The following is a 25,043-nucleotide window of genomic DNA, read 5'->3' as shown; positions in this document are numbered from 1 at the left end:
CAGCCCCGCAGGGGTCACGTGGTCAGCGGATGGGCGGCGATCAGGTCGCCCAACGCCTCCTCGTGGGCCGCGGCCGGGCCCAGCGCCAGCTCCCACTGCTTGGCCCACGCGTGGTACCGGTGCAGCGGATAGTCGGTGTCCGCGCCGAATCCGCCGTGCAGGTGCTGCGCGGTCTGTACGACCCTGCGGACGCCCTCGGCCGCCCAGATCTTCGCCACCGCCACATCACCCGCGACCGGCAGGGGTCCGGACGCCGAGGTGCTGAGCCGCCAGGCCGCCTGCCACAAGGTGGCCTCCATCGCCCGCAGGTCGATGTAACGGTCGGCGGACTGCACCGCGACCGCCTGGAACGTGGCGATCGGATACCCGAACTGCTGCCGCTTCGAGGCGTACGCGCTGGTCATCCCCAGCACCGCCTCCCCCAGCCCGAGCGCCAGCGCGCAGGTGCCGACGGTCAGCGCCTGCCGCAGCCACTCCCAGGCGCCGTCCGCGTCCAGCACATCCGTCGCGGGCACCCCCACACCGTCCAGCGTGACCTCGGCGAACCGCTCGCCGCTGGTGGAGACCTGCTCCGCCGGCGCCACCCCGTCCGCGTCCAGGGGAACGACGGCCACCACCGCCGCGCCGTCCGCCGTGTGCGCGGGCACCAGCACCAGGTCGCAGCTCCGCGCCCACGGCACCCCGGTCTGCACCCCGTCGAGCACGAAGCCGCCGCCGTCGGTGCCGCCGATGTCCACCCGCTGTGCCCGGACGGCGAGTTCGGCCCCGTCGTGCCCGCTGCGGCCGTTGGCGGCGACGGTGAGGACGGTCTCGCCGCGACCGGCCGCCGCCAGCAGCCGTTCGCGCAGGGGCGCGGAGCCGTAGCGCTGGACGGCGAGCGCCCCGGCGCAGCTCTCCAGCAGCGGGACCCGCGCCAGCACCCGCCCCGCCTCGCGCAGTACGAGGCAGAGCGCGATGGGGTCGAGCCCCGCCCCGCCGTACGCCTCGTCCAGCGTCAGGCTCAGCAGGTCGCCGTCGGCGAGCTTGCGCCACAGCGCGCGGTCGAAGTCCTCGGCGACCGCTCCGGGGGTCAGCGCGGGGCTGGGCACCCCGTCCACCGCCACCCCGGAGAGGACGGACTTCGCCGCCTCGACCGCCGCCAATTGCTCCTCGGTGAAGCCGAAGTCCACGATCCGCTCCTCCCGCCACCAATTCTGACGATGCGTCAGATTAGGGCGGTCAGGCGTCGAAGTCCACCTCGACGACGGAAGTCACCGGGTGCGACTGACAGGCCAGCACATATCCGGCCTCCGTCTCCTCGGGCTCCAGCGCGTAGTTCCGGTCCATCCGCACCTCGCCGCTGACCAGCCGCGTCCGGCAGGTCCCGCAGACCCCGCCCTTGCAGGCGTACGGGGCGTCCGACCGGTTGCGCAGCACCGTCTCCAGCACCGACTCCCCTGCCAGGGACGGCCATTGACCGCCACGGCCGTCGAGCGTCGCCCGTACAGTGCCGCCGCCGGGTATCGGCTCGGCCGCGGTGACGGCCGCCGGTACCTCGTCCACATGGAAGATCTCCTGATGGACGCGGGACCGGGGGACACCCAGCGTGCGCAGCGCCCGCTCGGCCGCGCCGACCAGTCCCAGCGGGCCGCACAGATACCAGCCGTCCACCGCCGCCACCGGCATCAGCGCCGGGAGCAGCGCCGTCAGCCGCTCCGCGTCCAGCCGCCCCGACGGCAGCCCCGCCTGCTGCTCCTCGCGGGACAGCGCGGACACCAGGTGGAAGCGGTCGGGCCAGCGGTCCTTGAGGTCCGCGACCTCCTCCAGGAACATCGTGGACGCCGCCGTACGGTCGCTGCGCACCAGGCAGAAACTCGCCCCCGGCTCACGCGCCAGCGCGGTGCCGATCTGCGACAGCACCGGTGTGATGCCGCTGCCGCCGACCACCGCGGCGAACCGCCCCGGCCTCGGCTCCAGCACGAACCGCCCCGCGGGCGTCATCACCTCCAGCACATCGCCCGCGGCCAGCTCCTTGAGCGCGTAGGTGGAGAACTCCCCCTGCTCGACCAGCCGCACCCCCACCCGCAGGGTCCGCGGCCCGGTCTCCACGCCGTCGTTCCCGAAACCCTCCTCGGGCAGCACCGGGTCGCACAGCGAATACGTGCGGCGGATCTCCACCCCGTCGGCGAACCGGCGGACCGCTATGTGCTGCCCCGGCGCGTACCGGTACTCCGCGCGCAGCTCCTCGGGGACCTCGAAGGCGATGGTCACCGAGTCGTCCGTGAGCGGGCTGACCTCCGTCACCCGGAGCGGATGGAACATTCACAGCTCCTTGAAGTGGTCGAAGGGCTCGCGGCAGGACTCGCAGCGGCGCAGCGCCTTGCAGGCGGTGGACGAGAACGGGCTGAGTAGCCGGGTGTCGGTGGAGCCGCAGTGCGGGCAGCGCACGGTCAGCTCCACGGCGACGGGTCCGCCGCCCGCCGGTCGCGCGCCGGCCAGCGGGCGCGGCGGCGCCACACCGTGCTCGGCGAGCTTACGGCGGCCCTCCGCGCTGATCGCGTCGGTCGACCAGGCGGGGGAGAGCACGGTGCGCACCTCGACGTCCGACATGCCGTGCTCGGTCAGCACCTCGGTGATGTCGGTGGCCATCGTGTCCAGTGCCGGGCAGCCCGTCCACGTCGGCGTCAGCTCGACCTCGACCCGGCCGGGCCCGGTCACCCGCAGGTCGCGCAGCACCCCCAGCTCGGCCAGCGAGATCACCGGCAGCTCGGGATCCGGCACGGCTCCGGCCAGCCGCAGCAGCTCCTTCTCCAGCGCGCTCGTCGCCTCGGCGGCGGGCGCGCTTCCGGTCACCATGACGCACCCGGGTGAGCGCGGTGCAGGTGCTGCATCTCGGCGAGCATCCGGCCGAACGCCTCGGTGTGCACACCCTGCCGTCCGGCCCCCGCCGACCACGGCGTCCGGTCGACGCCCTGGGGTATCTCCAGCGTGGCCCGGTGCAGGACGTCGGTGACGCGCTCCAGCCACGGCTCGCGCAGCGCCGGAAGGTCGGTGCCGAGCCCGTCGAGCGGTTCGAACAGCTCCCCGGTGTAGCGCCACAGGCCGTCCACCGCGCGCTGCGTGCGCCGGTGACTCTCCTCGGTGCCGTCGCCCAGCCGCAGCGTCCAGTGCTCGGCGTGGTCGCGGTGGTAGGCGACCTCCTTCACCGCTTTCGCGGCCAGCGGCGCCAGCTCGCCGTCCCCGGCCGCCAGGGCGGTGAACAGCAGCTCCTGGTGGACGGAGAAGAAGAGCTGCCGAACGATCGTCTCGGCGAAGTCCCCGTTGGGCCGCTCCACGAGCTGCACATTGCGGAATTCGTGCTCCTCGCGGCCGAACGCCAGCTCGTCCTCGTCGCCGACCAGCGAGAGCAGGGTGCGGGCCTGCCCCAGCAGGTCGAGCGCGATATTGGTGAGGGCGACGTCCTCCTCAAGCACCGGCGCGTTCCCCGCCCACTCCCCCAGCCGCTGGGCGAGCACGAGCGCGTCGTCGCCCAGCGCGAGCGCGGCGGGGGCGGAGGCCCGTGCGGGGCGCGCCGCGGTGGCCGATGCCGTGGTCGTAGAAGAGGCCGTAGCCGTAGCCGTAGCCGAGGCCGGGCCCGGTGCGGGGTTCGGTGCCGTGTTCACAGGTGCTTCACCCCTTCCGGGATCTCGTAGAACGTCGGGTGCCGGTACGGCTTGTCGGAGGCCGACTCGAAGAACGGGTCCTTCTCGTCGGGGGAGGAGGCGGTGACCGCGGACGACGGCACCACCCAGATCGAGACGCCCTCGGCCCGCCGGGTGTAGAGATCCCGCGCGTTGCGCAGCGCCATCTCCGCGTCGGGCGCGTGCAGGCTGCCCGCGTGGCTGTGGCTCAGGCCGCGGCGGCTGCGGACGAAGACCTCCCACAGCGGCCAGTCGCCGCCCGTCTGCTCGGTCATGCCCGTGCCTCCCCGTGCTTGGCCGCGTATGCGGTGGCCGCCTCCCGGACCCAGGCGCCGTTGTCGTGTGCGGCGCGGCGCCGGTCGATCCGCTCCTCATTGCACGGCCCGTTGCCGCGCAGCACCTCCTGGAACTCCGTCCAGTCGATCGCCCCGTAGTCGTAGCCGCCCCGCGACTCGTTCCACCGCAGGTCGGGGTCGGGGAGGGTGAGCCCCAGCACCTCGGCCTGCGGGACGCAGATGTCCACGAAGCGCTGCCGCAGCTCGTCGTTGGAGTGCCGCTTGATCTTCCAGGCCATGGACTGGGCGGAGTGCGCGGACTCGTCGTCGGGCGGGCCGAACATCATCAGCGAGGGCCACCACCAGCGGTCCACCGCGTCCTGCGCCATCGCGTGCTGCGCCGGGGTGCCGCGGCTGAGCGTCAGCAGCAGCTCGTAGCCCTGCCGCTGGTGGAAGGACTCCTCCTTGCAGATCCGCACCATCGCGCGGGCGTAGGGACCGTAGGAGCAGCGGCACAGCGGCACCTGGTTGGTGATCGCGGCGCCGTCCACCAGCCAGCCGATGGCGCCGACGTCAGCCCAGCTCAGGGTGGGGTAGTTGAAGATCGAGGAGTAGCGCTGGCGGCCCGCGTGCAGCTTGTCGAGCAGCTCCTCGCGGCTGACCCCGAGGGTTTCCGCGGCGCTGTACAGATAGAGCCCGTGCCCGGCCTCGTCCTGCACCTTGGCCATCAGGATCGCCTTGCGGCGCAGCGAGGGCGCGCGGCTGATCCAGTTGGCCTCCGGCTGCATCCCGATGATTTCGGAGTGCGCGTGCTGGGCCATCTGGCGGACGAGGGTGGCGCGGTAGGCGTCCGGCATCCAGTCCCGCGGCTCAATCCTGGCGTCCTCGGCCACCGCGGCGTCGAACGCGGCCAGGAAGGCGTCCTGCCCTGCCGCCACCGCCTCCCCTGCGGTCGCCGCCGGCTCTGCCGTCGTCGTCATGCGGACCCCTCCTTCGTCATCACCGTCATCGGTGCCATCAGGCGTGCCACTCGGGCTTCGGCGCGGGCTCGACCACCCGTCCCGTCACCGTCACCGGCTCCATCGGACGACCGGCCGGCCGACTCCTCAACCGACCGACCGATCGTTCGGTTCATTCCATGGTCGGTGGCGGGCCGAAGGGTGTCAAGGCCACCTCCCACGCCTGTGGATAACTCGGTATGGTCCCCGCCGGGACCTGCGGTGGGTAGCGTGCTGCCCGGCAGGCGTGCGTGCCCGGCACGGGTGAGAGCGGAGAGACGATGGAGTCATTCGAGGGGCCGCCGCCCCGGACCGCGGCGCTGTCCACGCCCGCGCGCATAGCCGTCGCCCTGGCGATCGGCGCGGTCGTCGTGGGCGCGCTGTACCACCTCGGCATGGTGTTCCTGCACGTCGCGCCCTCGAACACGCTCAGCAGGGAGCACGGCGCGGCGGTCGACGACTACGTCTATCCGGAGTTCGAGCAGAACTGGAAGCTGTTCGCGCCCGACCCGCTGCAACAGAACATCCATGTGCAGGCCCGCGCCGAGGTCCGCAAGCCCGACGGCAGCCTCTCCACCACGGGCTGGGTCGACCTCACCGCGATGGACGTCGCCGCGATGCGGCACAACCCCGCCCCCAGTCACACCCAGCAGAACGAGCTGCGCCGCGCCTGGAGCTTCTACACCGACACTCACGACGACAAGGAGCAGCCCACCGGCGGCGACCGCAGCGACATGAGCCGTACGTATCTCCAGCGGATTTTGCAGGAGCGTTTCGGCCCGCGGCTCAACGGCGGTGACGTCGTCCGCGTGCAGGCACGTTCCGCCACCACCGCGGTCCCGCCGCCGTCGGGCAACGGGCAGCAGACCGGCACCCAGCCCTACTACCGGGAACTGCCCTGGTGGCCGGTCACCACCGCGCCCGCCGGTCAGGAGAACGCATCGTGAGCGCGCGCGCCTCCTTCGTCCCCTCGCCGTTCGCCGGACTCGGCAAAGGACTCGACCGCGCCGTCGCGCGGGGGATCAACGCCATCACCGGCCGGGCCATCGGCCCGTACCAGAGCGCGATCATCCGGATCGGCTTCTCGCTGACCTGGCTGCTGTTCCTGCTGCGCGAATTCCCGCACCGCGCCGAGCTGTACGGCCCCGACGCGCCCTGGAGCTGGGACCTCGCCAAGCGGCTGGTCGCCGGGAACCACGCCTTCACCGTGCTGCTGTGGAACGACGGCCGCGCCTGGTTCGAGTGCGTCTACGCCTTCGCGATCGTCGCCAGCGCGATGCTGCTCCTGGGCTGGCGGACCCGTACCGCCTCGGTGTTCTTCATGATCGGCGTGCTGTCGCTCCAGAACCGCAGCGTCTTCGAGGGCGACGGCGGCGACAACGTCATCCACCTGATGGCGATCTACCTCGTCTTCACCCGCTGCGGCCAGGTCTGGTCGCTCGACCGGCGCCGCGCGGCCCGCGGGGAGGCGGCCGAGGCGGGTGCCGGACCGTCGGCCGTTTCCGCGTCCGACGCGGAGCCGGGCGCCGATCCGGTCGGCGTCGCCCTGTGGGCGGTGTTCGGCTTCGCGCTCGTGGCGGCGACGCTGTTCGGCAAGCTCAGCACCGGATGGGCGGTGCTGTTCTGGCTGTTCTGGCTGGTCCAGGCGCTGTGGTGGGCGGTGCGGCGGGTCGCGCCCGGCGAGCCGCGCACCGTGCTCGACATCGTCGCCAATGTCATCCACAACGGCGCGATGCTCGTGATCGTCGCCGAGGTCTGCCTGATCTACTCCACCGCGGGCTGGTACAAGATCCAGGGCAGCCGCTGGCAGGACGGCACCGCGCTCTACTACCCGCTCCATCTGGACGACTTCACCCCCTGGCCCGCCCTGTCGCACGCCCTGGCGGGCAATGAGCTGATGGTCATGCTCATCACCTACGGCACGGTCATCGTCCAGGTCGCCTTCCCCTTCACCCTGTTCAACCGCCGGGTGAAGAACGTGCTGCTGGTCGCGATGATGCTGGAGCACGCCTCGATCGCCGTCGTGCTCGGCCTGCCCTTCTTCTCGCTCGCGATGATCGCCGCCGACGCGGTGTTCCTGCCGACGGCCTTCCTGGTCTGGGCCGGGGACCGGCTCGTACGGCGGCTGCGGCCGGGTGCCGCGCGCCCGCGGCCGGTGGTCCACGGGCAGCGCACCGCCCCCGACGACGCGTCCGCCGGGCCGGGGGAACCGGCGGTGGGACCACCGCCGCCCAGCGCCGTGACATGACGTGATCGGGCAGGCGGGCCGCACCGTACGCTGAGGCCATGACCGAGGACGAGGCCCGCCACCGACCCGGCGCCGCAGCCGGAGCCGACCCGGCGACCGGAGCCGCTCAGGCCACCGGGGCCGACGCGGCCACCACAAGCGCCACGGCCGCCGTCCTCGCCTGGCAGGCCGCCGCGCCGGACGCGGTGCTGCTCGACGGCTTCCACGCCCTCAAGCACGCGCTGCGCTTCGGCGCCCGCGTGCGCACCGCGGTCAGCAGCGACAAGGCGGCCGTGCTGCGCCTCGCGGCGGAGCTGGCCCCCGACCTGGCCGAGGAGTTGGCGGCGGGCGTCACCGAGATCCCCGCCGCGGCGCTGCGCGGGCTGGTGACGCGGGTGCACCCCACCGCGGTGGCCGCGCTCGCCGACCGGCGCGACCGGGCGGCCAATCTGGCGCTGCTGGCCGAACGGCCCCGGCAGGCACCGGTCGTCGTCCTGGACAGCCCGCGCAATCTCGGCAACGTCGGGGCGGTGATCCGGCTGGCGGCCGGATTCGGCGTCACCGGCGTGGTGAGCACCGGAGATCTCGACCCCTGGCACCCCAACGCCCTGCGCGCGGGCGCCGGACTGCACTACGCGACCGCGGTGGAACGTACGGCCGCCGACGCGCTGCCGCCGGGACCGCTGTACGTCCTCGACCCGGAGGGCAAGGACATCCGCTCCGTCGAACTCCCCGACGACGCGCTCATCGTCTTCGGCTCGGAGCGGCACGGCGTCTCCGCCGAACTGCGCGGACGCGCCGCCGAGTTGGTCGCGCTGCCGATGCGTCCGCAGGTCTCCAGCTACAACCTGGCCACCAGCGTCGGCATGGCGCTCTTCCACTGGGCGGCCACGTCCCGCTCGCCGCGGGTACCCGGCCGCCCCTGAACCCCGCGATCAGGCGGGCCGCCGCACCTCCACCATCCGGAAGCGGCTCGCGACGAACGCGCCGTCGCACAGCGCCGCGTTGGCCGCCGGATTGCCGCCGGAGCCGTGGAAGTCGGAGAAGGCGGCCGTCTGGTTGACGTACACACCGCCGGTCAGATTGAGCGAGAGCTGCGCGCACTCCTCCCAGCAGACCTCCTCCAGGCCGCGCTCCACCTCGGCGGAGGTGGTGTAGCCGCCGACCGTCATCGCGCCCTTGTCGCGGACGGTACGGCGCAGCAGCTCCAGCGCGTCGGCGGTCGAGTCCACGGCCACGGCGAAGGCGACCGGGCCGAAGCACTCCGACAGATACGCCGCCTCGGCGTCCGGCTTGGCGCCGTCGAGCTTGACCAGCACCGGGGTGCGGACGACCGCGTCGGGGAAGTCCGGGTGGGTCACCGAGCGGGAGGCGAGGGCGACTTCGCCCAGCCCGGGGGCGGCGTCGAGCCGTGTCTTGACGTCCGGATTCACCAGGGCGCCGAGCAGCGCGTTGGCCCGCGCGTCGTCGCCGAGCAGCCCGTCGACCGCGCCAGCGATGTCGGCGACCACCGCGTCGTAGCTCCGCCGTCCCGCGTCGGTGTCGATGCCGTCGCGCGGGATCAGCAGATTCTGCGGGGTGGTGCACATCTGGCCGCTGTAGAGGGACAGCGAGAAGGCGAGGTTGGAGAGCATGCCGCGGTAGTCGTCGGTGGAGTCGATCACCACGGTGTTGACGCCGGCCTTCTCGGTGAAGATCTGCGCTTGGCGGGCGTTGGCCTCCAGCCAGTCGCCGAAGGCGGTGGAGCCGGTGTAGTCGATGACCCGGACCTCGGGGCGCAGCGCCAGGGTCTTGGCCAGGCCCTCGCCGGGCCGCTCGACGGCCAGGCAGACCAGGTCGGGCGAGAAGCCCGCCTCGGCCAGCACCTCGCGCGCCACCCGTACGGTCAGGGCCAGCGGCAGCACCGCGCGCGGGTGCGGCTTGACCAGCACCGCGTTGCCGGTGGCCAGGGAGGCGAAGAGCCCCGGATAGCCGTTCCACGTCGGGAAGGTGTTGCAGCCGATCACCAGGCCGATGCCGCGCGGCACCGCGGTGAAGGACTTCCGCAGATTGAGCGGGTCGCGCTTGCCCTGCGGCTTGATCCACTCCGCGGTCTCCGGGGTGCGGACCTGCTCCACGTACGCGTACGCCACCGCTTCGAGGCCGCGGTCCTGCGCGTGCGGGCCGCCGGCCTGGAAGGACATCGTGAACGCCTGCCCGGAGGTGTGCATCACGGCGTGCGCGAACTCGTGCGTCCGCGCGTTGATCCGCGCCAGGATCTCCAGGCACACCATGGCGCGCGCCTCGGGTCCCGCGTCCCGCCAGGCGGGCATCGCGGCGCGCATCGCGGGCAGCAGCACGTCCGGATCGGGGTGCGGGTACTCCACGCCGAGGTCCGGCCCGTACGGGGAGCGCTCGGTGCCCGTCCAGCCGTCCGTGCCGGGCTGGTCCAGCTCGAAGCGGTGGCCGAGCAGCGCGTCGAAGGCGGCCTTGCCCTCGTCGGCGTCGGCGTACGCCTTGGGGTGCTCGGGGTAGGGCGACCAGTACGCCCGGGTCCTGACGGCATCGAGCGCCTTGTCAAGCGTGTCACGATGGCGTTCGATCAAGGTCACGGCGGAGACAGTGGCGGACATGGCGGACCAACTCCTCGTCGAGCTGGGCTGAGTAGCAGAGACAACGCTAGATTAACCGAATGTTCGGTCGGGACAAGAGGGACGTCCCGGCCTGTGGATAACTCGGAAAGACCCGGCAGGATCTCCGCAGTACCTCGGGAAGGAGCTGTGCCACCGTGACCGCACTTGACCGCGGCGGTGTCGTCGCCGTCGTCGGCGCAGGCACCATGGGCCAGGGAATCGCGCAGGTCGCGCTGCTCGCGGGGCACCGCGTGCTGCTGTACGACGCCGCGCCGGGACTGGCCGCGAAGGCCGCGGCGGGCGTCGGGGCGCGGCTGGCCCGGCTGGCCGAGAAGGGCCGCCTCGACACGGCCGAACACCGGGCCGCGCTGGACCGGCTCGTCCCCGCCGACGGCATCGCGGACCTGGCACCGGCCGCGCTCGTCGTCGAGGCCGTCGTGGAGGATCTGGCCGTCAAGCGGCGGCTCTTCGCCGAACTGGAGGAGACCGTCGGCGACGGCTGCCTGCTGGCGACCAACACCTCCTCCCTGTCGGTGACCGCCGTCGCGGGCGCCCTGCGGCTGCCCGGCCGCCTCGTCGGCCTGCACTTCTTCAATCCGGCCCCGCTGCTCCCGCTGGTCGAGGTCGTCGCGGGCGCCGCCTCGGACCCCGCAGCCGTCGACACCGCCTACGACACGGCCGCCGCCTGGGGAAAGACCCCGGTGCGCTGCGCCGACACCCCCGGCTTCATCGTCAACCGGATCGCCCGTCCCTTCTACGCCGAGGCCCTGCGTGTCCACGAGGAGCGGGCCGCGGACCCCGCCACCATCGACGCGGTGCTGCGCGAATGCGGCGGCTTCGCCATGGGCCCCTTCGCGCTCACCGACCTGATCGGCCAGGACGTGAACGAGGCGGTCACCAGATCGGTGTGGGAGTCGTTCTTCCACGACCCCAAATTCACGCCGTCGCTCGCCCAGCGCCGCCTGGTGGAGTCCGGCCGCCTCGGCCGCAAGACGGGCCGCGGCTGGTTCGTGTACGAACCGGCGCCGGAGCATGGCGCGGCGCCCGGACCGCACACCGCGGAGCCCGCGGACGCGCCGCGGCGCGTGGTGCACGGCGATCTGGGTCCCGCGGAGGCCCTCGTCGGCCTGGTGCGCGCGGCCGGGATCGAGGTCACCGAGGACGACGGCGTCCAGGGCTTCGAGTTGAGTGACGGAACGTATCTCTACCCGGCGGACGGCACCCTGGAGCCGGGTATCCAGTTCGACCTGGCGGCCGATTACACGACGGCCACCAGGATGGCGCTCGCGCGGACCCCGGAGGTGCCGGACGCGGCGCTCGCGGAGGCCGTCGGGCTCTTCCAGGCGCTCGGCAAGCAGGTCAGCGTCATCCGGCTGGTCCCCGGACTGATCGTGGCGCGGACGGTCGCGATGCTGGTGGACCTCGCGGCCGACGCCGTCGCAAAGGAAGTGGCGTCCGCCGCCGACGTCGACACCGCCATGCGCCTCGGTGTGAACTACCCGCTGGGCCCGCTGCAATGGGGCGAGCGGCTCTCCCTGTCCTGGGTGCGCGAAACGCTGGAGTCGCTGCACTCGTACTACCCCAACGGCCGTTACGCGCCTTCGGTCGAAGTGCTGTGGCGCGCGAGGGCGGAGGAAGAATGATCTCCTCATGACCATGCCCAAGCGCGACACCTATACGCCGGATTCGCTGCTCGCCGTCGCCGTCGAGGTCTTCAACGAGCGCGGTTACGACGGCACGTCCATGGAGCATCTCTCGCGCGCCGCGGGCATCTCGAAGTCGTCGATCTACCACCATGTGCGCGGCAAGGAAGAACTGCTGAACAGGGCGGTGGGCCGCGCCCTTGAGGGGCTTTTCGGCATCCTGGAGGAGCCCGGAGCGGTCGACGGCCGCGCGGTGCGGCGCCTGGAGTACGTCACCCGGCGTACGACAGAGGTGCTGATGGCGGAACTTCCCTACGTCACCCTTCTGCTGCGGGTGCGCGGGAACACCGACACCGAGCGCTGGGCGATGGAGCGGCGCAGGGAGTTCGACCAGCGGGTGGCGGACCTGTTGAAGGCGGCGGTCGCGGACGGCGATCTGCGCGGCGACGTGGATGTCAGGCTGGCGACCAGGCTGCTTTTCGGGATGATCAACTCGATCGTGGAGTGGTACCGGCCGGAGGCCAAGGGCGCGCTCGACCGGCAGCAGGTGGCGGACGCGGTGGTGCGGCTGGCGTTCGACGGGCTGCGTATGTAGCGACGGCGAGCCGGGCGACCGTGCGGTCGGATGGTCCAGACCATTGACCCACCGGGGGTGGCCCCGGCACGATCCAGCCATGTTCTCCGCTGAGCGATCTGTCGCGCGATTCGGGCCGCCGGTGCGGGCGGTGGCCGCCTCCGCGCTGGCCGTTTCCCTCCTGCTGCTGGCCGGGTGCGGAGGCGGCGGGGGCGCCAAGGGCAAGGACAGGGCCGCGCCCGCCCCCACGCCCACCGCCACGGTGAACGGCTTCGGCTGCCTGTCACCCGAACAGGCCAAGGCGGGCTCGGTGAGTTTCCCGGGCGGGGACGGCCAGGACGTCGAGGGCTATCTGACCGGCACCGGCGGCACCGGGCTGGTGCTGGCCCACCAGGCGGACGGGGACGTCTGCCAGTGGGTGCCGCACGCGCAGGACCTGGCCGCGGACGGCTACCGCGTGCTGGCCGTGAACTCCGCGGGCAGCGAGGTGCGGGAACTCACCGCGGCGGCGGCCTACCTGCGGTCCAAGGGCGTGACGAAGCTGCTGCTGGTCGGCGCGTCCAAGGGCGGTACGGCGGTGCTGTCCGCCGCGGGCGCCATCACGCCACCGGTCGACGCGGTCGTCTCGCTGTCCGCGCCCTCGACGTACTCCGGCATGGACGCCTCGATGGTCGTACCGAATCTGACGATGCCCGTCTTCTACATGGCCGCCGAATTGGACAGCCCCTTCCAGGACTCCACGAAGGAGCTGAGCAAGCTGACGAAGAAGGCGAAGGAGAACGACCTGACGATCGTCGGCGGCTTCAACCACGGCGTGAGCATGCTGTCCGACGAGGCGAACTACGCGAAGGTCAAGGCGTTCCTCAAGAAGTACGGCGGCTGACCGGAGGCGCTGGTCGCGGTCGGGGCCGGCGCCGGTCCTCAGTCGCCGACGACCTGGTCGGTCTCCTCGAAGACCAGCAGGGTGCGGCTGCTGAGGACTTCCTCGATGGCCTGGAGCCGGGTCAGGACCAGCTCGCGCAGGGTCCGGTTGTCGGCGGTGTGGACCAGCAGCAAAACATCGAAATCACCACTTACCAGGGCAATGTGGGCAACACCCGGAAGAGTGATGAGTTGTTCACGGACGGTCCGCCAGGAATTCTGGACGATCTTGAGCGTGATGTACGCGGACGCGCCCTGTCCCGCACGTTCGTGGTCGACGCGAGCGGTGAAACCTCGGATGACCCCGTCCTCGATGAGCCGGTTGATCCGGGCGTACGCGTTCGCCCGTGAGACGTGCACGCGCTCGGCGACGGAGCGTATCGAGGCCCTTCCGTCCTCCTGGAGCAGCCGCAGGATCGTGCGGTCGATCGGGTCCAGCGGTCGGACCTCCGGGTCCTGTGCGGCCATCTGTTCTCTCGCCATCCCCCCGCGCCTCCTTACCATGGACGTACTGGCTCCATCTCAGGCTGTGCAGAACCGTTTGTCCACAGGCGAAACCACCCTGTAGCCAAAATGCCTCCGGCGACCGAACAATCGGTAGGGAGCGACACCCGCTCACGCCCGATCGCTTTTTCGGTCACCGACCACAAGGAGGTGCTCGCGATGACCGTGCTGGACACCCCTGCCTGGCGCCCCCGCACCGAAGCCGCGCCGCTGCTGCCCGACCCGGAGCCGTACCGGCTGCTCGGCACCCCCGCTGCCGCGGAGCTCGACCCCGCCCTGCTCCACACGCTGTACGGGCAGCTCGTCCGCGGCCGGCGCTACAACCGGCAGGCCACCGCCCTCACCAAGCAGGGCAGGCTCGCCGTCTACCCGTCGAGCACCGGTCAGGAGGCCTGCGAGATCGCCGCCGCTCTCGCGCTGCGGCCCCGTGACTGGCTGTTCCCCAGCTACCGCGACACCCTCGCGGTGGTCGCCAGAGGCGTGGACCCGGTCGAGGCGCTGACACTGCTGCGCGGCGACTGGCACACCGGTTACGACCCGCACGAACACCGGGTGGCGCCGCTCAGCACCCCGCTGGCCACGCAGCTCCCGCACGCGGTCGGGCTGGCCCGCGCCGCCCGGCTGACCGGCGACGACGTCGTGGCGCTCGCCATGGTCGGCGACGGCGGCACCAGCGAGGGCGACTTCCACGAGGCGCTGAACTTCGCGGCCGTCTGGCAGGCCCCGGTGGTCTTCCTCGTGCAGAACAACGGCTTCGCGATCTCCGTGCCGCTCGCCAAGCAGACCGCGGCCCCTTCCTTCGCCCACAAGGCGGTCGGCTACGGGATGCCGGGACGGCTGGTCGACGGCAACGACGTGGCCGCCGTGCACGAGGTGCTGACCGAGGCCGTCGGGCGGGCCAGGGACGGCGGCGGCCCCACGCTCGTGGAGGCCGTCACCTACCGGATGGACGCGCACACCAACGCCGACGACGCCACCCGATACCGCGACGACGACGAGGTCGCCGCCTGGCGCGCGCACGACCCGATCGCCCTGCTGGAACGGGAGCTGACCGGCCGCGGACTGCTCGACGACGACGTCAGGCGGAGCGCGGCCGACGAGGCCGAGACCATGGCGGCGGACCTGCGGGAGCGGATGAACGCCGATCCGCGGCTCGACCCGATGGAGCTGTTCGCCCACGTCTACGCCGAGCCCACGCAGCAACTGCGGCAGCAGGAGGCCCAGTTGCGGGCCGAACTGGAAGCGGAGCGGCAGTCATGACCACCGTCGCACCGACCGCGGGACGCGCCGCCGCGCCCACCCGCAGACCCGCCACCATGGCGCAGGCCCTCAACCAGGCGCTGCGTGACGCGCTCACGGCCGACGACTCCGTCCACGTCCTCGGCGAGGACATCGGCACCCTGGGCGGCGTCTTCCGGATCACCGACGGGCTCGCCGCCGAATTCGGCGACAGCCGCTGCACCGACACCCCGCTCGCCGAGGCGGGCATCCTCGGCGCGGCGGTCGGCATGGCGATGTACGGGCTCCGCCCGGTGGTCGAGATGCAGTTCGACGCCTTCGCCTACCCGTCGTTCGAGCAACTCGTCAGCCATGTGGCGAAGATGCGCAACCGCACGCGTGGCGCGCTGCCGCTGCCGATCACCATCCGCATCCCGTACGGCGGCGGAATCGGCGGCGTCGAGCACCACAGCGACTCCTCCGAGGCGTACTACGCGCACACCCCCGGCCTCCATGTGGTCACCCCGGCCACCGTCGAGGACGCCTACGGGCTGCTGCGGGCGGCCATCGCCTCCGACGACCCGGTGGTCTTCCTGGAGCCGAAGCGGCTCTACTGGTCCAAGTCCGACTGGTCGCCGGCCGCACCGGCCGAGGTTCCGCCGATCGGCCGCGCTGTGGTGCGGCGCACCGGGCGCACTGCGACGCTGGTCACCTACGGCCCCTCGCTCCCGGTCTGCCTGGAGGCCGCGGAGGCCGCCAAGGAGGAGGGCTGGGACCTGGGCGTGGTCGATCTGCGCAGCCTCGTGCCCTTCGACGAGGAGACGGTCGCGGCGGCCGTACGCGGCACCGGGCGGGCGGTCGTCGTGCACGAGTCGTCCGGTTTCGGCGGCATGGGCGCCGAGATAGCGGCCCGGATCACCGAGCGCTGCTTCCACCACCTGGAGGCGCCGGTCCTGCGCGTCGCCGGATTCGACATCCCCTACCCGCCGCCGATGCTGGAACGGCACCATCTGCCCGGCGTCGACCGGATTCTCGACGCCGTCGGCCGCTTGCAGTGGGAGGGCTGATGGCCGTCGTCAAGGAATTCACGCTCCCCGACCTGGGCGAAGGGCTCACAGAGGCGGAGATCGTGCGCTGGCTGGTGGAGGTCGGCGAGGTCGTCGCCATCGACCAGCCGGTGGTCGAGGTCGAGACCGCTAAGGCCGTCGTCGAGGTCCCCTGCCCCTACGGCGGTGTCGTGACCGCCCGCTTCGGCGCCGAGGGCGACACCCTCGACGTGGGCCGCCCCCTGGTCACGGTCGCGGTGGGCTCGCACTCCGACGCGGCCGGGAACCCGGTGGGGTCGGACGCCCCGAGCGACTCGGACGCCTCGGGCGGCGGGGCCGATGAGGGCTCGGGCAATGTGCTGGTCGGTTACGGCACCGGTACGGCGGTGGCGCGGCGCCGCGGACGGGTGCGGGCGGTGGACGGTTCGGTGCAGGCGGCGGTTTCGGTCACCGAGGTGCCTGTCGCCGGGGCGCCCGTCGCCGACGGCCCGGTGGCCGTCATATCGCCGCTGGTACGGCGGCTGGCCAGGGAACACGGGCTGGACCTGCGGGACCTGGCCGGTACGGGGCCCGACGGGCTGATCCTGCGGGCGGACGTCGAGCGCGCGGTGGCGGCTCCGGCGGCACCTGCCCCGGCCCCGGCCCCGGCTCCCGCGCCGGCGGGGGAGGAGCGGGTGCCGCTGCGCGGGGTACGCGGCACGGTCGCGGACAAGCTGGCCCGCAGTCGGCGGGAGATACCGGACGCCACGTGCTGGGTGGACGCCGACGCCACCGAACTGCTGGCCGCGCGGGCGGCGATGAACGCCTCGGGCGGCGAGCGGATCTCGGTGCTGGCCCTCTTCGCCAGGATCGTGACGGCGGGGCTGGCCCGTTACCCGGAGCTGAACGCCACGGTCGACACCGAGCGGCGCGAGATCGTACGGCTGCCGGCCGTCCACCTCGGCTTCGCGGCGCAGACCGAACGCGGCCTGGTCGTGCCTGTCGTGCGCGACGCCCACACCAGGTCCACGGCCGGGCTCTCCGCGGAGATCGGCCGCCTGACCGAGGCCGCTCGGACGGGGGCGCTGACGCCGCGGGACCTGACCGGCGGCACCGTCACGCTCAACAACTACGGGGTCTTCGGGGTGGACGGTTCCACCCCGATCCTCAACCATCCCGAGGCCGCCATGCTCGGTGTCGGCCGTATCGCCCCCAAGCCGTGGGTTCACCAGGGCGAGTTGGCCGTGCGTCACGTCGTGCAGCTCTCCTTCACCTTCGATCACCGGGTCTGCGACGGTGGGACCGCAGGGGGGTTCCTTCGCTTTGTCGCCGACTGCGTCGAGAGCCCGGCCGTTCTCCTCGCCGCCGTCTGACCCCCGGGCGCTGGGAGGTCCCCCCCGCGCCCCTTAAAAGATCGGTGCAGCGTCCAGCGCGGGGGCGTTCCTTAAAAGATCGGTGCAGCGTCCAGCGCGGGGGCGCGCCCAAAAAGATCGGGGTGCGCCGGGGCCGGGGATACTCGGGGGGTGGCGACTGGGTTTGATGCGGTGGTGTTGGCCGGGGGTGGGGCGAGGCGGCTCGGGGGGGTGGACAAGGCGGCGGTGGAGGTCGGGGGGCGGATGCTGCTCGACCGGGTGCTGGCGGCGTGCGCGGGGGCGGAGCGGACGGTGGTCGTGGGGCCGCGCCGGGGGACCGTACGGCCGGTGAGCTGGGCGCGGGAGGAGCCGCCGGGGGGCGGGCCGCTGCCCGCGCTCGACGCCGGGCTGACCGCGTTGGCCCACTTGGCCCCATCGGGGCCGCCGCTTCCCGCGCCAGAAATCGTCGTCGTGCTGGCGGCCGATCTGCCGTTCTTGACGGTCGGCGCCGTGACCGGCCTGGTGGAGGCGCTGGGCGCGCTCGGCACCGGGACGGAAGGGGTGCTGCTCACCGACGCGGGAGGGCGGGATCAGCCGTTGGCGGGGGCGTATTGGGGGGAGGCGCTGCGCCGGGAGGTGGCGCTGCTGAAGGGGGAGCACGGCGGGCTGGCGGGGCTGCCGTTGCGGCTGCTGACACGGGAGCTGGTGGTGCGCAGGCGGGCCGATCCGACGGGGGACGCGTCGTTCGACTGCGATACGTGGGAGGACGTGGCGGTGGCGCGGGCACGGCTGGACGGGGTGTCCGAGGGGTGAGCCTGTCCCACAGCGAGCCAGGTTTCAGGGACCATGGCCCTGTGTTGGACGAATGGATCGCAGCAGCCAAGACCGAACTGGGTATCGAGCTGGACGTGGACACCGGCGTCCTGCTCGATCTGGCCCGCGACGCGGCGCACGGCGTCGCTCGTCCGGCCGCGCCGCTGACCACCTTCCTGGTGGGTTACGCGGCGGCGCGCGCGGGCGGCGGCCCCGAGGCCGTACGGGAGGCGGCCGACAAGGCCGCCGCCCTCGCCGTGCGCTGGGCGCAGGAGGCCGACGCGCAGGAGGCCGACGCGCGGAAACCAGGCACCCCCGGCACCCCCGGCACCGACCCGGAACCGGCGGAATGAGCGGCACCCGTCCCGGCGCGGGCGCCTTCGACGCGGGCGCCTCCGACCCGCGCGCCTCCGACGCGGCCGACCGCGCGCTCGACGACGCCCTCGCCCTGGCCAACGAGTCGCGCCGTACCGCCGCCAGCGCGGCCGGTTACGGAGGCCAGGACCGTAACGACCCGCTGTCCGTCGCCCTCCGCCACGGCCGGGACGACACCGCCCCCACCCCGGAGGGCCCCGCGCCCCGGCCCCCCGTCCAGGGCCCGGCCCCCGCGCAGGCACCCGCCCAACCCCAGCGCCAGCCCCAGCCCCAGCCCCAACCCCCGCTCCCCTCCCCCGCCGACGCCGTGCCGTGGCCCGAGGCGCGGCGGATCGCGCGCCGCGTCGGCCGCCGACTCGGCTCCGAAACACGGGAGTTGGGAGAGGACCTGCTGGGCATGACGCTGGCCAGGGCGCTGACGGCGCTGACGGACCTGCCGTCGTTCGACTCCTCCGCGATGGACGGCTGGGCGGTGGCGGGCCCGGGCCCGTGGCGGCTGCGCGGCGCCTCGGTGCTCGCCGGACAGCAGCGCCCGGCGGAGCCGCTGCTCGTCGGCCACGCCGCCCCCATCGCGACCGGCGCCGCCGTGCCGACCGGCACCACCGCGGTGCTGCGCAGCGAACACGGCTGGACGCAGCGCCGCACGGACGGCGAGTGGTTGCAGGTGCGGTCGCCGCACCCCGCGCCCGCGCCGGGCCAGGAGGTCAGAATGCGCGGCCAGGAGTGCAGGGGCGGCGAGGAGTTGCTGCCCGCGGGCACCGTCGTGACGCCCGCCGTACTCGGTCTGGCCGCCGCCGCGGGCTACGACGAGCTGACCGTCACCGTACGGCCGCGCGTCGAAGTCCTGGTCCTCGGCGACGAGTTGCTGGACCACGGCCTGCCCAGGTCGGGGCGGGTACGGGACGCGCTCGGCCCGATGCTCCCGTCGTCGCTGCGCGCGCTCGGCGCCGAAGTGGTGGCGGTACGGCGGCTGGTGGACGACGCCGACCTCCTGCGCAGGGCGGTCCGCGAGAGCACCGCCGACCTCGTGGTCACCACCGGCGGCACCGCGGGCGGACCGGTCGACCACCTGCACCCGGTCCTCGCCGCGCTCGGCGCGAAACTGCTGGTCGACGGCGTCGCCGTCCGCCCGGGACACCCCATGGTGCTGGCCGAACTCCCCTCGGGCACCCACCTCATCGGGCTGCCCGGCAACCCGCTGGCCGCCGTGTCCGGCGTCCTGACCCTCGCCGCCCCCCTGCTGCGGACCCTCGCGGGCCGCCCCGTACCGGCCCCGTACGCGGCCCCGCTCACCGCCGACGTGCCGGGTCACCCGGTCGACACCCGGCTCGTTCCGGTGGTCTTCGACGACGACTCCGCCGCGCGCCCGCTCACCTACTCCGGCCCCGCCATGCTCCGCGGCCTCGCCGCCGCCGACGGCATGGCCGTGATCCCGCCCGGCGGCGCCCGCGCGGGCGACGACACGGCCGTACTCGACACCGGGGCGCTCGCGCTGGCGTGGGGGAGCGGCACGTGAGGGCACCCCGGTGCGTACGCGGTGGTGCTCGATACGTGAAGGTACGGGGTACGTGACCGCCGTCAGCCCATGTCACGTGGTACGTGATCCCGTACGCGAAGCGATACGTCGTCGGACCGGTGGACGACACCGGTATATGAAGGTGAGCGGCACATGATGGGGAGCGGGATATGAAACTGCCCCGGTACGACGCGGCGGCCGGTCGCGCCGATCCTCCCCCCGGCGGCGCGGACGGCGCCGACGGCACGGGCGACGGCAGCGCCTCGGCGGCGATCTCCGCCGGTACGGCGGGGTACCGCCGGGTGGCCTTCCCGCGTCCCGCCGCGGGCCCGCTGCTCCAGGTCTCGCGCCGCCTGCTGATGGCGCTGCTGGTCCTGCTCGCCACCGTCCTGATCGTCTACTTCGACCGCGGCGGCTACCACGACAACGCCAACGGCTCGGTGTCGTTCCTGGATTCGCTCTACTACGCGACGGTGACGCTGTCGACGACCGGCTACGGCGACATCGTCCCGTACAGTACGGGCGCCCGGCTCGCGAACACCTTCCTGGTGACGCCGTTGCGCGTGATCTTCCTGATCATCCTGGTCGGGACGACCCTGGAAGTGCTGACCGAGCGGACCCGCGAGCAGTTCCGCCTCAAGCGCTGGAGGAGAACCTTGCGCGATCATGTGGTCATCGTCGGATACGGGACCAAGGGCCGGTCGGCGGCCCAGACGTTGATCGGCCGCGGCATCCCGCAGAGCCGGATCGTGATCGTCGACCCGAGCCCCAAGGTCGTGCAGGCCGCGACCGACGAGGGGTACGTCGCCGTCGTCGGCGACGCCACCCGCAACGACGTGCTGCTGCGGGCCGAGGCCCAGGTCGCCAAGGAGATCGTCATCGCCGCGCAGCGCGACGACACCGCCGTGCTCGTCACGTTGACCGCGCGTCAGCTCAACAAGCGCGCCCATATCGTCGCGTCCGTCCGCGAGGAGGAGAACGCGCCGCTGCTGCGGCAGTCCGGGGCCAATGCCGTCATCACCAGCTCCAGTGCCGCCGGGCGGCTTCTCGGGCTGTCCATGCTCAGCCCCAGCGTCGGGGTCGTCATGGACGACCTCATCACTTACGGGAGCGGGCTCGATCTCATCGAACGGCCGGTGACCAAGGCCGAGGCGGGGCAGGCGCCGCGTGACCTCCACGACCTCGTCGTGTCGGTCAAGCGAGGGCATCGGCTTCTCGACCACGACGATCCGGAGGCTGCGCCTCTGCTTCTCACCGACCGCGTGATTGCCATCCACCGTGCCGGGCCCGCCGGCCCGCCCCTCGCCTAGGCCCCCACCCGCACGTGCGCAGGGCGTGTTTTTTTAGGGGCGCGGGGAACTGCACGCTCAGCCCCCGCCGGGCTGTCAGCCCGGGAACGACGGCGTCTGCCCCGCTGGGGCCGGTTTTTTGTCCGCGCCACGGTTGGGGCTGGTCGCGCAGTTCCCCGCGCCCCTTAAAAGATCGGCTGGCCGTCCGGCGCAAAGGAACCGGCGGGCTGGGGGGCTGAGGGCAGCGGTAGCCTCGGGGGATGTATGCGATGACGATTCCGGAGCCGGGCGGGCCCGAGGTGTTGACGTGGGCGGAGGTGGGGGATCCGGTCGCGGGGGAGGGCGAGGTCGTCGTCGAGGTGGCGGCGACGGCGGTGAACCGGGCGGATCTGTTGCAGCGGCAGGGGTTCTACGAGCCGCCGCCGGGGGCGTCGCCGTATCCGGGTCTCGAGTGTTCGGGGCGGATCGTCGAGGTGGGCTCCGGGGTCGCGGGGTGGCGGGTCGGGGACGAGGTGTGCGCGCTGCTCGCGGGCGGCGGATACGCGCAGAAGGTGGCGGTGCCGGCGGGCCAACTGCTGCCGGTGCCCAAGGGGATCGACCTGGTGACGGCGGCGGCGCTGCCCGAGGTGACGGCCACGGTGTGGTCGAACGTGTTCCTCACCGCGCACCTGCGCCCCGGTGAGACGCTGCTGGTGCACGGCGGCTCCAGCGGGATCGGCACGATGGCGGTCCAGCTCGGCAAGGCGGTGGGGGCGACGGTCGCCGTCACGGCGGGGAGCGCCGAGAAGCTGGCGGCCTGCCGGGAGTTGGGCGCGGACATCCTGATCAACTACCGCGAGCAGGAGTTCGAGAAGGCCGTCACGGCCGACGTGATCCTCGACATCATGGGCGCGAAGTACCTCGGGCGGAACGTGGACGCGCTCGCGGTCAACGGCCGCCTGGTCGTCATCGGCCTCCAGGGCGGCCTCGTGGGCGAGCTGAATCTGGCCACGCTGCTGAGCAAGCGCGCCGCCGTCGCCGCGACCTCGCTCCGGCCCCGGCCGCTGGACGAGAAGGCCACGATCGTGGCGGCGGTACGCGAGCACGTGTGGCCGCTGATCGAGGCCGGAACCGTACGGCCGGTCGTGGACCGTACGCTCCCGCTGCGGGACGCGGCCGAGGCGCACCGCGTGGTGGACGGCAGCACCCACATCGGAAAAGTGCTCCTGACCACGGCATGAACACGCCCTCTCGCGGATAACGGTCCGATACGGAGCCGGCCGTCCGGGATGCCGGAAATGTTGCCGCGTGTGACGCTGAATCCACACAGGGTTCGGTGGAGAGGCGGGACGTGTGCGGCGGGCACCCGACAGGCGATGCGCGATACGGAGGGCGGCGCCCGTGCTGCTCGCGGGGGCGCTGCTCGTTCCGGCGACAGCGACGGCGACGGTGATGGCGACGGGCTCCGCGTGGGCGGTCGCGCCCGGGCCCGACGAGCCCACGGCCCCGGCGGTCCGTCCGCTCCCGGCGCCGGGCGCGGACATCGTCACCGAGGTGCTCACCGGGCTGGTCCCCGGCCTCGTCGGCCGGCACGAGACGGTCGGCGGCCCCGGACTCGGGGGACGCCAGGACGCCGCGCCGACCACCGGGCCCAGCGGGCCGCCGGTGACGGAGGAGCCCACCACCGAGCCGACCGCTCCGGCCACCCCCACCCCCACCCCCACCCCCACCGCTCCGGCCGCCAAGCCGGCCCCCGACCCCACGGTCGGCGTCCGGCCCCCGGCCTCCCCCGCCGTTCCCGCCACCCCGGCGGGCCCGCTGCGGCCACCGGTCCCGACGCCGACACCGACGTCCGTACCGGGCGACGGGGCCGCCAGGCCGCCGCTCACCCCGCCCGTACGGTCCACCTACGGCGCCGCGCGCTCCGCGCCCTTCCTGGTCCCCGACGGCGGGCCCGCCCAGGCCCCGCCGCGCCCTTCGGCGCCCGCAGGACCCGACGCCGCCCGCACCCAGGCCCGCGCGCAGACTCCCGCCGTCTACGAGCCCGGCCGCCGCGTCCTGCGCATCCTCCCCTTCGGCGCCGGCCTCGCCCTGGTCGGCCTGGGTCTCGGCTTCCTGGGCCTGCGCCTGCGCCGCGACTGACCCCGAGGCGGTCGCACGCGCCCCTCATGTCCCGTTGTGCCCGGTCGGACGGGTCGCCGCGGCCTTGAAAGGCGGGTCCATACTCGGTATACATACTCAGTATGTCGATCCGCCACGGCCTGCTGGCCCTCCTGGAGCGGGGGCCGCGATACGGCTTCCAGCTCAGAACAGAGTTCGAGTCCCGCACCGGTTCCACCTGGCCGCTGAACGTGGGGCAGGTGTACACGACGCTGGCGCGGCTGGAGCGCGACGGGCTGGTGGTGCCGGCGGGCGAGGACGACGCCGGACACGCGCTGTACGCCATCACGGAGGGCGGGCGGGGTGAGCTGCGGGAGTGGTTCGCCCGGCCCGTGGACCGGGCGAATCCGCCGCGGAACGAGCTGGCGATCAAGCTGGCCATGGCGGTCGGATCGCCGGAGGTGGACGTGCGGGCCGTCATCCAGGCGCAGCGCGCGCACACCATCCGGGCGATGCAGGACTACACCCGGCTGAAGGGCCAGGCGCTGGAGGCGGCGCCCGCGCAGAGCGGGGCGCCGGACCGCGACGACGTGGCCTGGCAGCTCGTTCTCGACCAGCTCATCTTCCAGGCGGAGGCCGAGGCGCGGTGGCTCGACCACTGCGAGACCCGGCTCGTACGGCTGACGGCGCTGGCGCCGACGGCCGAGGCCGCCGCACCGGCCCCGACTCCCGATCCCGCCGGTTCCGCCGACCCCGCCGACGGCGGCGGCCTGGACGACGGGAAGGGCGACGAGAAGGACGCCGCGCCGGACGGGGTGCTGCGCGGCGCGCTGAGGCGGACACGGGCCCGCCGCTGAGCCGCGCGCCGACCGGCACCCGGCCCCGTACGCCTGACCGCGTACGTCCGGCCCGTACGTCCGGCACCTAAGCCCGACCCCGTACGCCCCACCCCGTACGCCCCACCCCTGCGCCCGGCCGCGTCGCGCGGCCACCTCCCGGCCAGGACCGGCCCGCCCGACCAGCGGCCGGACCACCGCCACCCGAGCACCCCGAAACCCGAGCACACAGCACCCGAGCACGCCAGCACCCGAGCACTTCGCCGCACGAGCACTCCACGACCCTGGGGGACGCACCGCCCATGTCCGTAAAGCCGCACACCGAAGCCGCGCCGCCGGAAGCGCCCGTCCTCCGCCTGGAAGCCCTCACCCGCGTGCACGGCACCGGAGCGACCGAGGTGCACGCGCTGCGCGGGATAGACCTGGACGTGCGTCCGGGGGAACTGGTCGCCGTGATGGGCCCCTCGGGCTCGGGCAAGTCCACGCTGCTGACCATCGCGGGCGGCCTCGACCTGCCGACGTCCGGCCGGGTGATCGTGGAAGGCACGGACCTGACCACGGCCAGCCGCAAGGAGATCGCGGCCCTGCGCCGCCGCAGCATCGGCTACGTCTTCCAGGACTACAACCTGATACCGGCGCTGACGGCCGCCGAGAACGTGGCACTCCCCCGCGAGCTGGACGGCACCGGCGCCCGCAAGGCGCGCCGCGAGGCGGTCGCCGCGCTGGAGGAGATGGGCCTGGGCGAGCTGGCCGACCGCTTCCCCGACGAGATGTCCGGCGGCCAGCAGCAGCGGGTGGCCATCGCCCGCGCGCTGGTCGGCGACCGCCGCCTCGTCCTGGCGGACGAGCCCACCGGCGCGCTGGACTCGGAGACCGGCGACACCGTACTGGCGCTGCTGCGCTCGCGCTGTGACGCGGGCGCCGCGGGCATCCTGGTGACGCACGAGCCGCGGTTCGCCGCGTGGGCGGACCGGGTGGTCTTCCTGCGGGACGGCTCCGTCGTGGACATGACGCTGCGCTCCTCCGCCGAGTCGCTGCTGACCGGCGGTGCGGCCCAGTGAGCGGCGCCGCCTCGCAGGACCCCGCCGCCTCGCAGGACCGCGCCGCCTCCCAGGACCGCGGCCCCT

The 25,043-nt window shown here is 73.3% G+C and carries 23 protein-coding genes and 1 pseudogene; 16 read left to right on the top strand and 8 right to left on the bottom strand.

The features are described from left to right. Positions 1-14: 14 nt before the first annotated feature. The 6 genes from ACFY9V_RS01880 to paaA are packed head-to-tail and all read right to left on the bottom strand — an operon-like array spanning position 15 to position 4,914. Positions 15-1,169 (bottom strand): acyl-CoA dehydrogenase family protein, encoded by a 1,155-nt coding sequence (locus ACFY9V_RS01880; protein ID WP_391158737.1) that lies wholly within the window; start codon positions 1,167-1,169, stop codon positions 15-17. A gap of 49 nt (positions 1,170-1,218) precedes the next feature. Continuing rightward, on the bottom strand, positions 1,219-2,301 hold the full coding sequence (locus ACFY9V_RS01875) for a 2Fe-2S iron-sulfur cluster-binding protein (protein WP_391158735.1): 1,083 nt from the start codon (positions 2,299-2,301) through the stop codon (positions 1,219-1,221). Then, complete coding sequence (gene paaD, locus ACFY9V_RS01870; RefSeq protein WP_391041941.1) at positions 2,302-2,835, bottom strand: 1,2-phenylacetyl-CoA epoxidase subunit PaaD; 534 nt, start codon at positions 2,833-2,835, stop codon at positions 2,302-2,304. Next, entirely contained in the window at positions 2,829-3,641 is an 813-nt protein-coding gene (paaC, locus tag ACFY9V_RS01865) for a 1,2-phenylacetyl-CoA epoxidase subunit PaaC (RefSeq protein ID WP_391158733.1), read from the bottom strand. Before paaC ends, paaD begins: the two co-directional genes overlap by 7 nt. Then, entirely contained in the window at positions 3,638-3,934 is a 297-nt protein-coding gene (gene paaB / locus ACFY9V_RS01860; protein ID WP_188279883.1) for a 1,2-phenylacetyl-CoA epoxidase subunit PaaB, read from the bottom strand. Before paaB ends, paaC begins: the two co-directional genes overlap by 4 nt. Continuing rightward, positions 3,931-4,914: a 1,2-phenylacetyl-CoA epoxidase subunit PaaA gene (paaA, locus tag ACFY9V_RS01855; protein WP_391041937.1), complete on the bottom strand. Its 984-nt coding sequence runs from the start codon at positions 4,912-4,914 to the stop codon at positions 3,931-3,933. The genes paaB and paaA overlap by 4 nt, the downstream gene beginning before the upstream one ends. A gap of 299 nt (positions 4,915-5,213) precedes the next feature. On the opposite strand from paaA, the gene ACFY9V_RS01850 reads away from it, so the two are divergent. From ACFY9V_RS01850 to ACFY9V_RS01840, 3 genes are read left to right on the top strand one after another with little or no spacing between them, the layout of a single operon-like run. Then, the gene (locus ACFY9V_RS01850) at positions 5,214-5,879 is read left to right on the top strand and encodes a DUF5819 family protein (protein WP_355336715.1); all 666 of its coding nucleotides are present in this window, start codon (positions 5,214-5,216) and stop codon (positions 5,877-5,879) included. Then, positions 5,876-7,180, top strand: a complete 1,305-nt coding sequence (locus ACFY9V_RS01845; RefSeq protein ID WP_391158729.1) for an HTTM domain-containing protein — start codon at positions 5,876-5,878, stop codon at positions 7,178-7,180. The genes ACFY9V_RS01850 and ACFY9V_RS01845 overlap by 4 nt, the downstream gene beginning before the upstream one ends. 38 nt (positions 7,181-7,218) lie before the next feature. Next, positions 7,219-8,085, top strand: a complete 867-nt coding sequence (locus ACFY9V_RS01840) for a TrmH family RNA methyltransferase (protein ID WP_391158726.1) — start codon at positions 7,219-7,221, stop codon at positions 8,083-8,085. A gap of 9 nt (positions 8,086-8,094) precedes the next feature. Here the strand turns inward: ACFY9V_RS01840 and paaN are convergent, their stop codons facing one another. Next, positions 8,095-9,771 (bottom strand): phenylacetic acid degradation protein PaaN, encoded by a 1,677-nt coding sequence (gene paaN / locus ACFY9V_RS01835; RefSeq protein WP_391158724.1) that lies wholly within the window; start codon positions 9,769-9,771, stop codon positions 8,095-8,097. Positions 9,772-9,926: 155 nt separating this feature from the next. Here paaN and ACFY9V_RS01830 point away from each other — a divergent pair, with 155 nt between their 5' ends. The 3 genes from ACFY9V_RS01830 (at position 9,927) to ACFY9V_RS01820 (ending at position 12,871) form a co-directional block, all read left to right on the top strand. Continuing rightward, the gene (locus ACFY9V_RS01830; protein ID WP_391158721.1) at positions 9,927-11,414 is read left to right on the top strand and encodes a 3-hydroxyacyl-CoA dehydrogenase; all 1,488 of its coding nucleotides are present in this window, start codon (positions 9,927-9,929) and stop codon (positions 11,412-11,414) included. Between the two features lie 7 nt (positions 11,415-11,421). Then, positions 11,422-12,009 carry a TetR family transcriptional regulator gene (locus tag ACFY9V_RS01825; RefSeq protein WP_391158720.1) on the top strand — a complete coding sequence of 196 codons (588 nt, stop codon included), beginning with the start codon at positions 11,422-11,424 and terminating at the stop codon, positions 12,007-12,009. Between the two features lie 79 nt (positions 12,010-12,088). Further along, positions 12,089-12,871, top strand: a complete 783-nt coding sequence (locus ACFY9V_RS01820; RefSeq protein ID WP_391158718.1) for an alpha/beta hydrolase family protein — start codon at positions 12,089-12,091, stop codon at positions 12,869-12,871. A 38-nt stretch (positions 12,872-12,909) separates the two neighbouring features. Here the strand turns inward: ACFY9V_RS01820 and ACFY9V_RS01815 are convergent, their stop codons facing one another. Further along, positions 12,910-13,392 (bottom strand): Lrp/AsnC family transcriptional regulator, encoded by a 483-nt coding sequence (locus ACFY9V_RS01815; protein ID WP_188279875.1) that lies wholly within the window; start codon positions 13,390-13,392, stop codon positions 12,910-12,912. A gap of 180 nt (positions 13,393-13,572) precedes the next feature. Here ACFY9V_RS01815 and pdhA point away from each other — a divergent pair, with 180 nt between their 5' ends. From pdhA to ACFY9V_RS01765, 10 genes and pseudogenes are all read left to right on the top strand, one after another. Further along, on the top strand, positions 13,573-14,673 hold the full coding sequence (gene pdhA / locus ACFY9V_RS01810) for a pyruvate dehydrogenase (acetyl-transferring) E1 component subunit alpha (RefSeq protein WP_391158715.1): 1,101 nt from the start codon (positions 13,573-13,575) through the stop codon (positions 14,671-14,673). Then, positions 14,670-15,698, top strand: a complete 1,029-nt coding sequence (locus ACFY9V_RS01805; RefSeq protein ID WP_391041923.1) for a transketolase C-terminal domain-containing protein — start codon at positions 14,670-14,672, stop codon at positions 15,696-15,698. The genes pdhA and ACFY9V_RS01805 overlap by 4 nt, the downstream gene beginning before the upstream one ends. Continuing rightward, complete coding sequence (locus tag ACFY9V_RS01800) at positions 15,698-17,029, top strand: 2-oxo acid dehydrogenase subunit E2 (protein WP_391158712.1); 1,332 nt, start codon at positions 15,698-15,700, stop codon at positions 17,027-17,029. The genes ACFY9V_RS01805 and ACFY9V_RS01800 overlap by 1 nt, the downstream gene beginning before the upstream one ends. Positions 17,030-17,203: 174 nt before the next feature. After that, a pseudogene (locus tag ACFY9V_RS01795) lies at positions 17,204-18,174 on the top strand (DUF6457 domain-containing protein). Beyond that, positions 18,171-19,712, top strand: a complete 1,542-nt coding sequence (locus ACFY9V_RS01790) for a molybdopterin-binding protein (protein WP_391158710.1) — start codon at positions 18,171-18,173, stop codon at positions 19,710-19,712. Before ACFY9V_RS01795 ends, ACFY9V_RS01790 begins: the two are co-directional and overlap by 4 nt. Positions 19,713-19,882: 170 nt before the next feature. Continuing rightward, on the top strand, positions 19,883-21,022 hold the full coding sequence (locus ACFY9V_RS01785) for a TrkA family potassium uptake protein (protein WP_188279870.1): 1,140 nt from the start codon (positions 19,883-19,885) through the stop codon (positions 21,020-21,022). Positions 21,023-21,261: 239 nt separating this feature from the next. Next, entirely contained in the window at positions 21,262-22,221 is a 960-nt protein-coding gene (locus ACFY9V_RS01780) for an NAD(P)H-quinone oxidoreductase (protein WP_355336726.1), read from the top strand. A gap of 160 nt (positions 22,222-22,381) precedes the next feature. Beyond that, positions 22,382-23,122 carry a hypothetical protein gene (locus tag ACFY9V_RS01775; RefSeq protein ID WP_391158708.1) on the top strand — a complete coding sequence of 247 codons (741 nt, stop codon included), beginning with the start codon at positions 22,382-22,384 and terminating at the stop codon, positions 23,120-23,122. Between the two features lie 101 nt (positions 23,123-23,223). Then, positions 23,224-23,937, top strand: a complete 714-nt coding sequence (locus tag ACFY9V_RS01770) for a helix-turn-helix transcriptional regulator (protein WP_391158705.1) — start codon at positions 23,224-23,226, stop codon at positions 23,935-23,937. 281 nt (positions 23,938-24,218) lie between these two features. Beyond that, a complete protein-coding gene (locus ACFY9V_RS01765) occupies positions 24,219-24,977 on the top strand; it encodes an ABC transporter ATP-binding protein (protein ID WP_355336729.1) in 759 nt (252 codons plus the stop codon). Positions 24,978-25,043: the final 66 nt, after the last annotated feature.

It is taken from the genome of Streptomyces sp. NPDC008317, assembly GCF_042955955.1.
Classification (GTDB): Bacteria; Actinomycetota; Actinomycetes; order Streptomycetales; family Streptomycetaceae; genus Actinacidiphila.
Note: the sequence above shows the minus strand (reverse complement) of the source record. Positions and strands in the feature narration are given on the sequence as shown.

What these genes read in the sequence shown, in the direction of transcription:
- ACFY9V_RS01875 (WP_391158735.1), bottom strand. Translation starts at nt 2,301, where the DNA reads ATGTTCCATCCGCTCCGGGTGACGGAGGTCAGCCCGCTCACGGACGAC.
- paaD (WP_391041941.1), bottom strand. Translation starts at nt 2,835, where the DNA reads ATGGTGACCGGAAGCGCGCCCGCCGCCGAGGCGACGAGCGCGCTGGAG.
- paaB (WP_188279883.1), bottom strand. Translation starts at nt 3,934, where the DNA reads ATGACCGAGCAGACGGGCGGCGACTGGCCGCTGTGGGAGGTCTTCGTC.
- paaA (WP_391041937.1), bottom strand. Translation starts at nt 4,914, where the DNA reads ATGACGACGACGGCAGAGCCGGCGGCGACCGCAGGGGAGGCGGTGGCG.
- ACFY9V_RS01850 (WP_355336715.1), top strand. Translation starts at nt 5,214, where the DNA reads ATGGAGTCATTCGAGGGGCCGCCGCCCCGGACCGCGGCGCTGTCCACG.
- ACFY9V_RS01840 (WP_391158726.1), top strand. Translation starts at nt 7,219, where the DNA reads ATGACCGAGGACGAGGCCCGCCACCGACCCGGCGCCGCAGCCGGAGCC.
- paaN (WP_391158724.1), bottom strand. Translation starts at nt 9,771, where the DNA reads ATGTCCGCCACTGTCTCCGCCGTGACCTTGATCGAACGCCATCGTGAC.
- ACFY9V_RS01825 (WP_391158720.1), top strand. Translation starts at nt 11,422, where the DNA reads ATGACCATGCCCAAGCGCGACACCTATACGCCGGATTCGCTGCTCGCC.
- ACFY9V_RS01820 (WP_391158718.1), top strand. Translation starts at nt 12,089, where the DNA reads ATGTTCTCCGCTGAGCGATCTGTCGCGCGATTCGGGCCGCCGGTGCGG.
- ACFY9V_RS01815 (WP_188279875.1), bottom strand. Translation starts at nt 13,392, where the DNA reads ATGGCGAGAGAACAGATGGCCGCACAGGACCCGGAGGTCCGACCGCTG.
- pdhA (WP_391158715.1), top strand. Translation starts at nt 13,573, where the DNA reads ATGACCGTGCTGGACACCCCTGCCTGGCGCCCCCGCACCGAAGCCGCG.
- ACFY9V_RS01805 (WP_391041923.1), top strand. Translation starts at nt 14,670, where the DNA reads ATGACCACCGTCGCACCGACCGCGGGACGCGCCGCCGCGCCCACCCGC.
- ACFY9V_RS01800 (WP_391158712.1), top strand. Translation starts at nt 15,698, where the DNA reads ATGGCCGTCGTCAAGGAATTCACGCTCCCCGACCTGGGCGAAGGGCTC.
- ACFY9V_RS01790 (WP_391158710.1), top strand. Translation starts at nt 18,171, where the DNA reads ATGAGCGGCACCCGTCCCGGCGCGGGCGCCTTCGACGCGGGCGCCTCC.
- ACFY9V_RS01785 (WP_188279870.1), top strand. Translation starts at nt 19,883, where the DNA reads ATGAAACTGCCCCGGTACGACGCGGCGGCCGGTCGCGCCGATCCTCCC.
- ACFY9V_RS01780 (WP_355336726.1), top strand. Translation starts at nt 21,262, where the DNA reads ATGTATGCGATGACGATTCCGGAGCCGGGCGGGCCCGAGGTGTTGACG.
- ACFY9V_RS01770 (WP_391158705.1), top strand. Translation starts at nt 23,224, where the DNA reads ATGTCGATCCGCCACGGCCTGCTGGCCCTCCTGGAGCGGGGGCCGCGA.
- ACFY9V_RS01765 (WP_355336729.1), top strand. Translation starts at nt 24,219, where the DNA reads ATGTCCGTAAAGCCGCACACCGAAGCCGCGCCGCCGGAAGCGCCCGTC.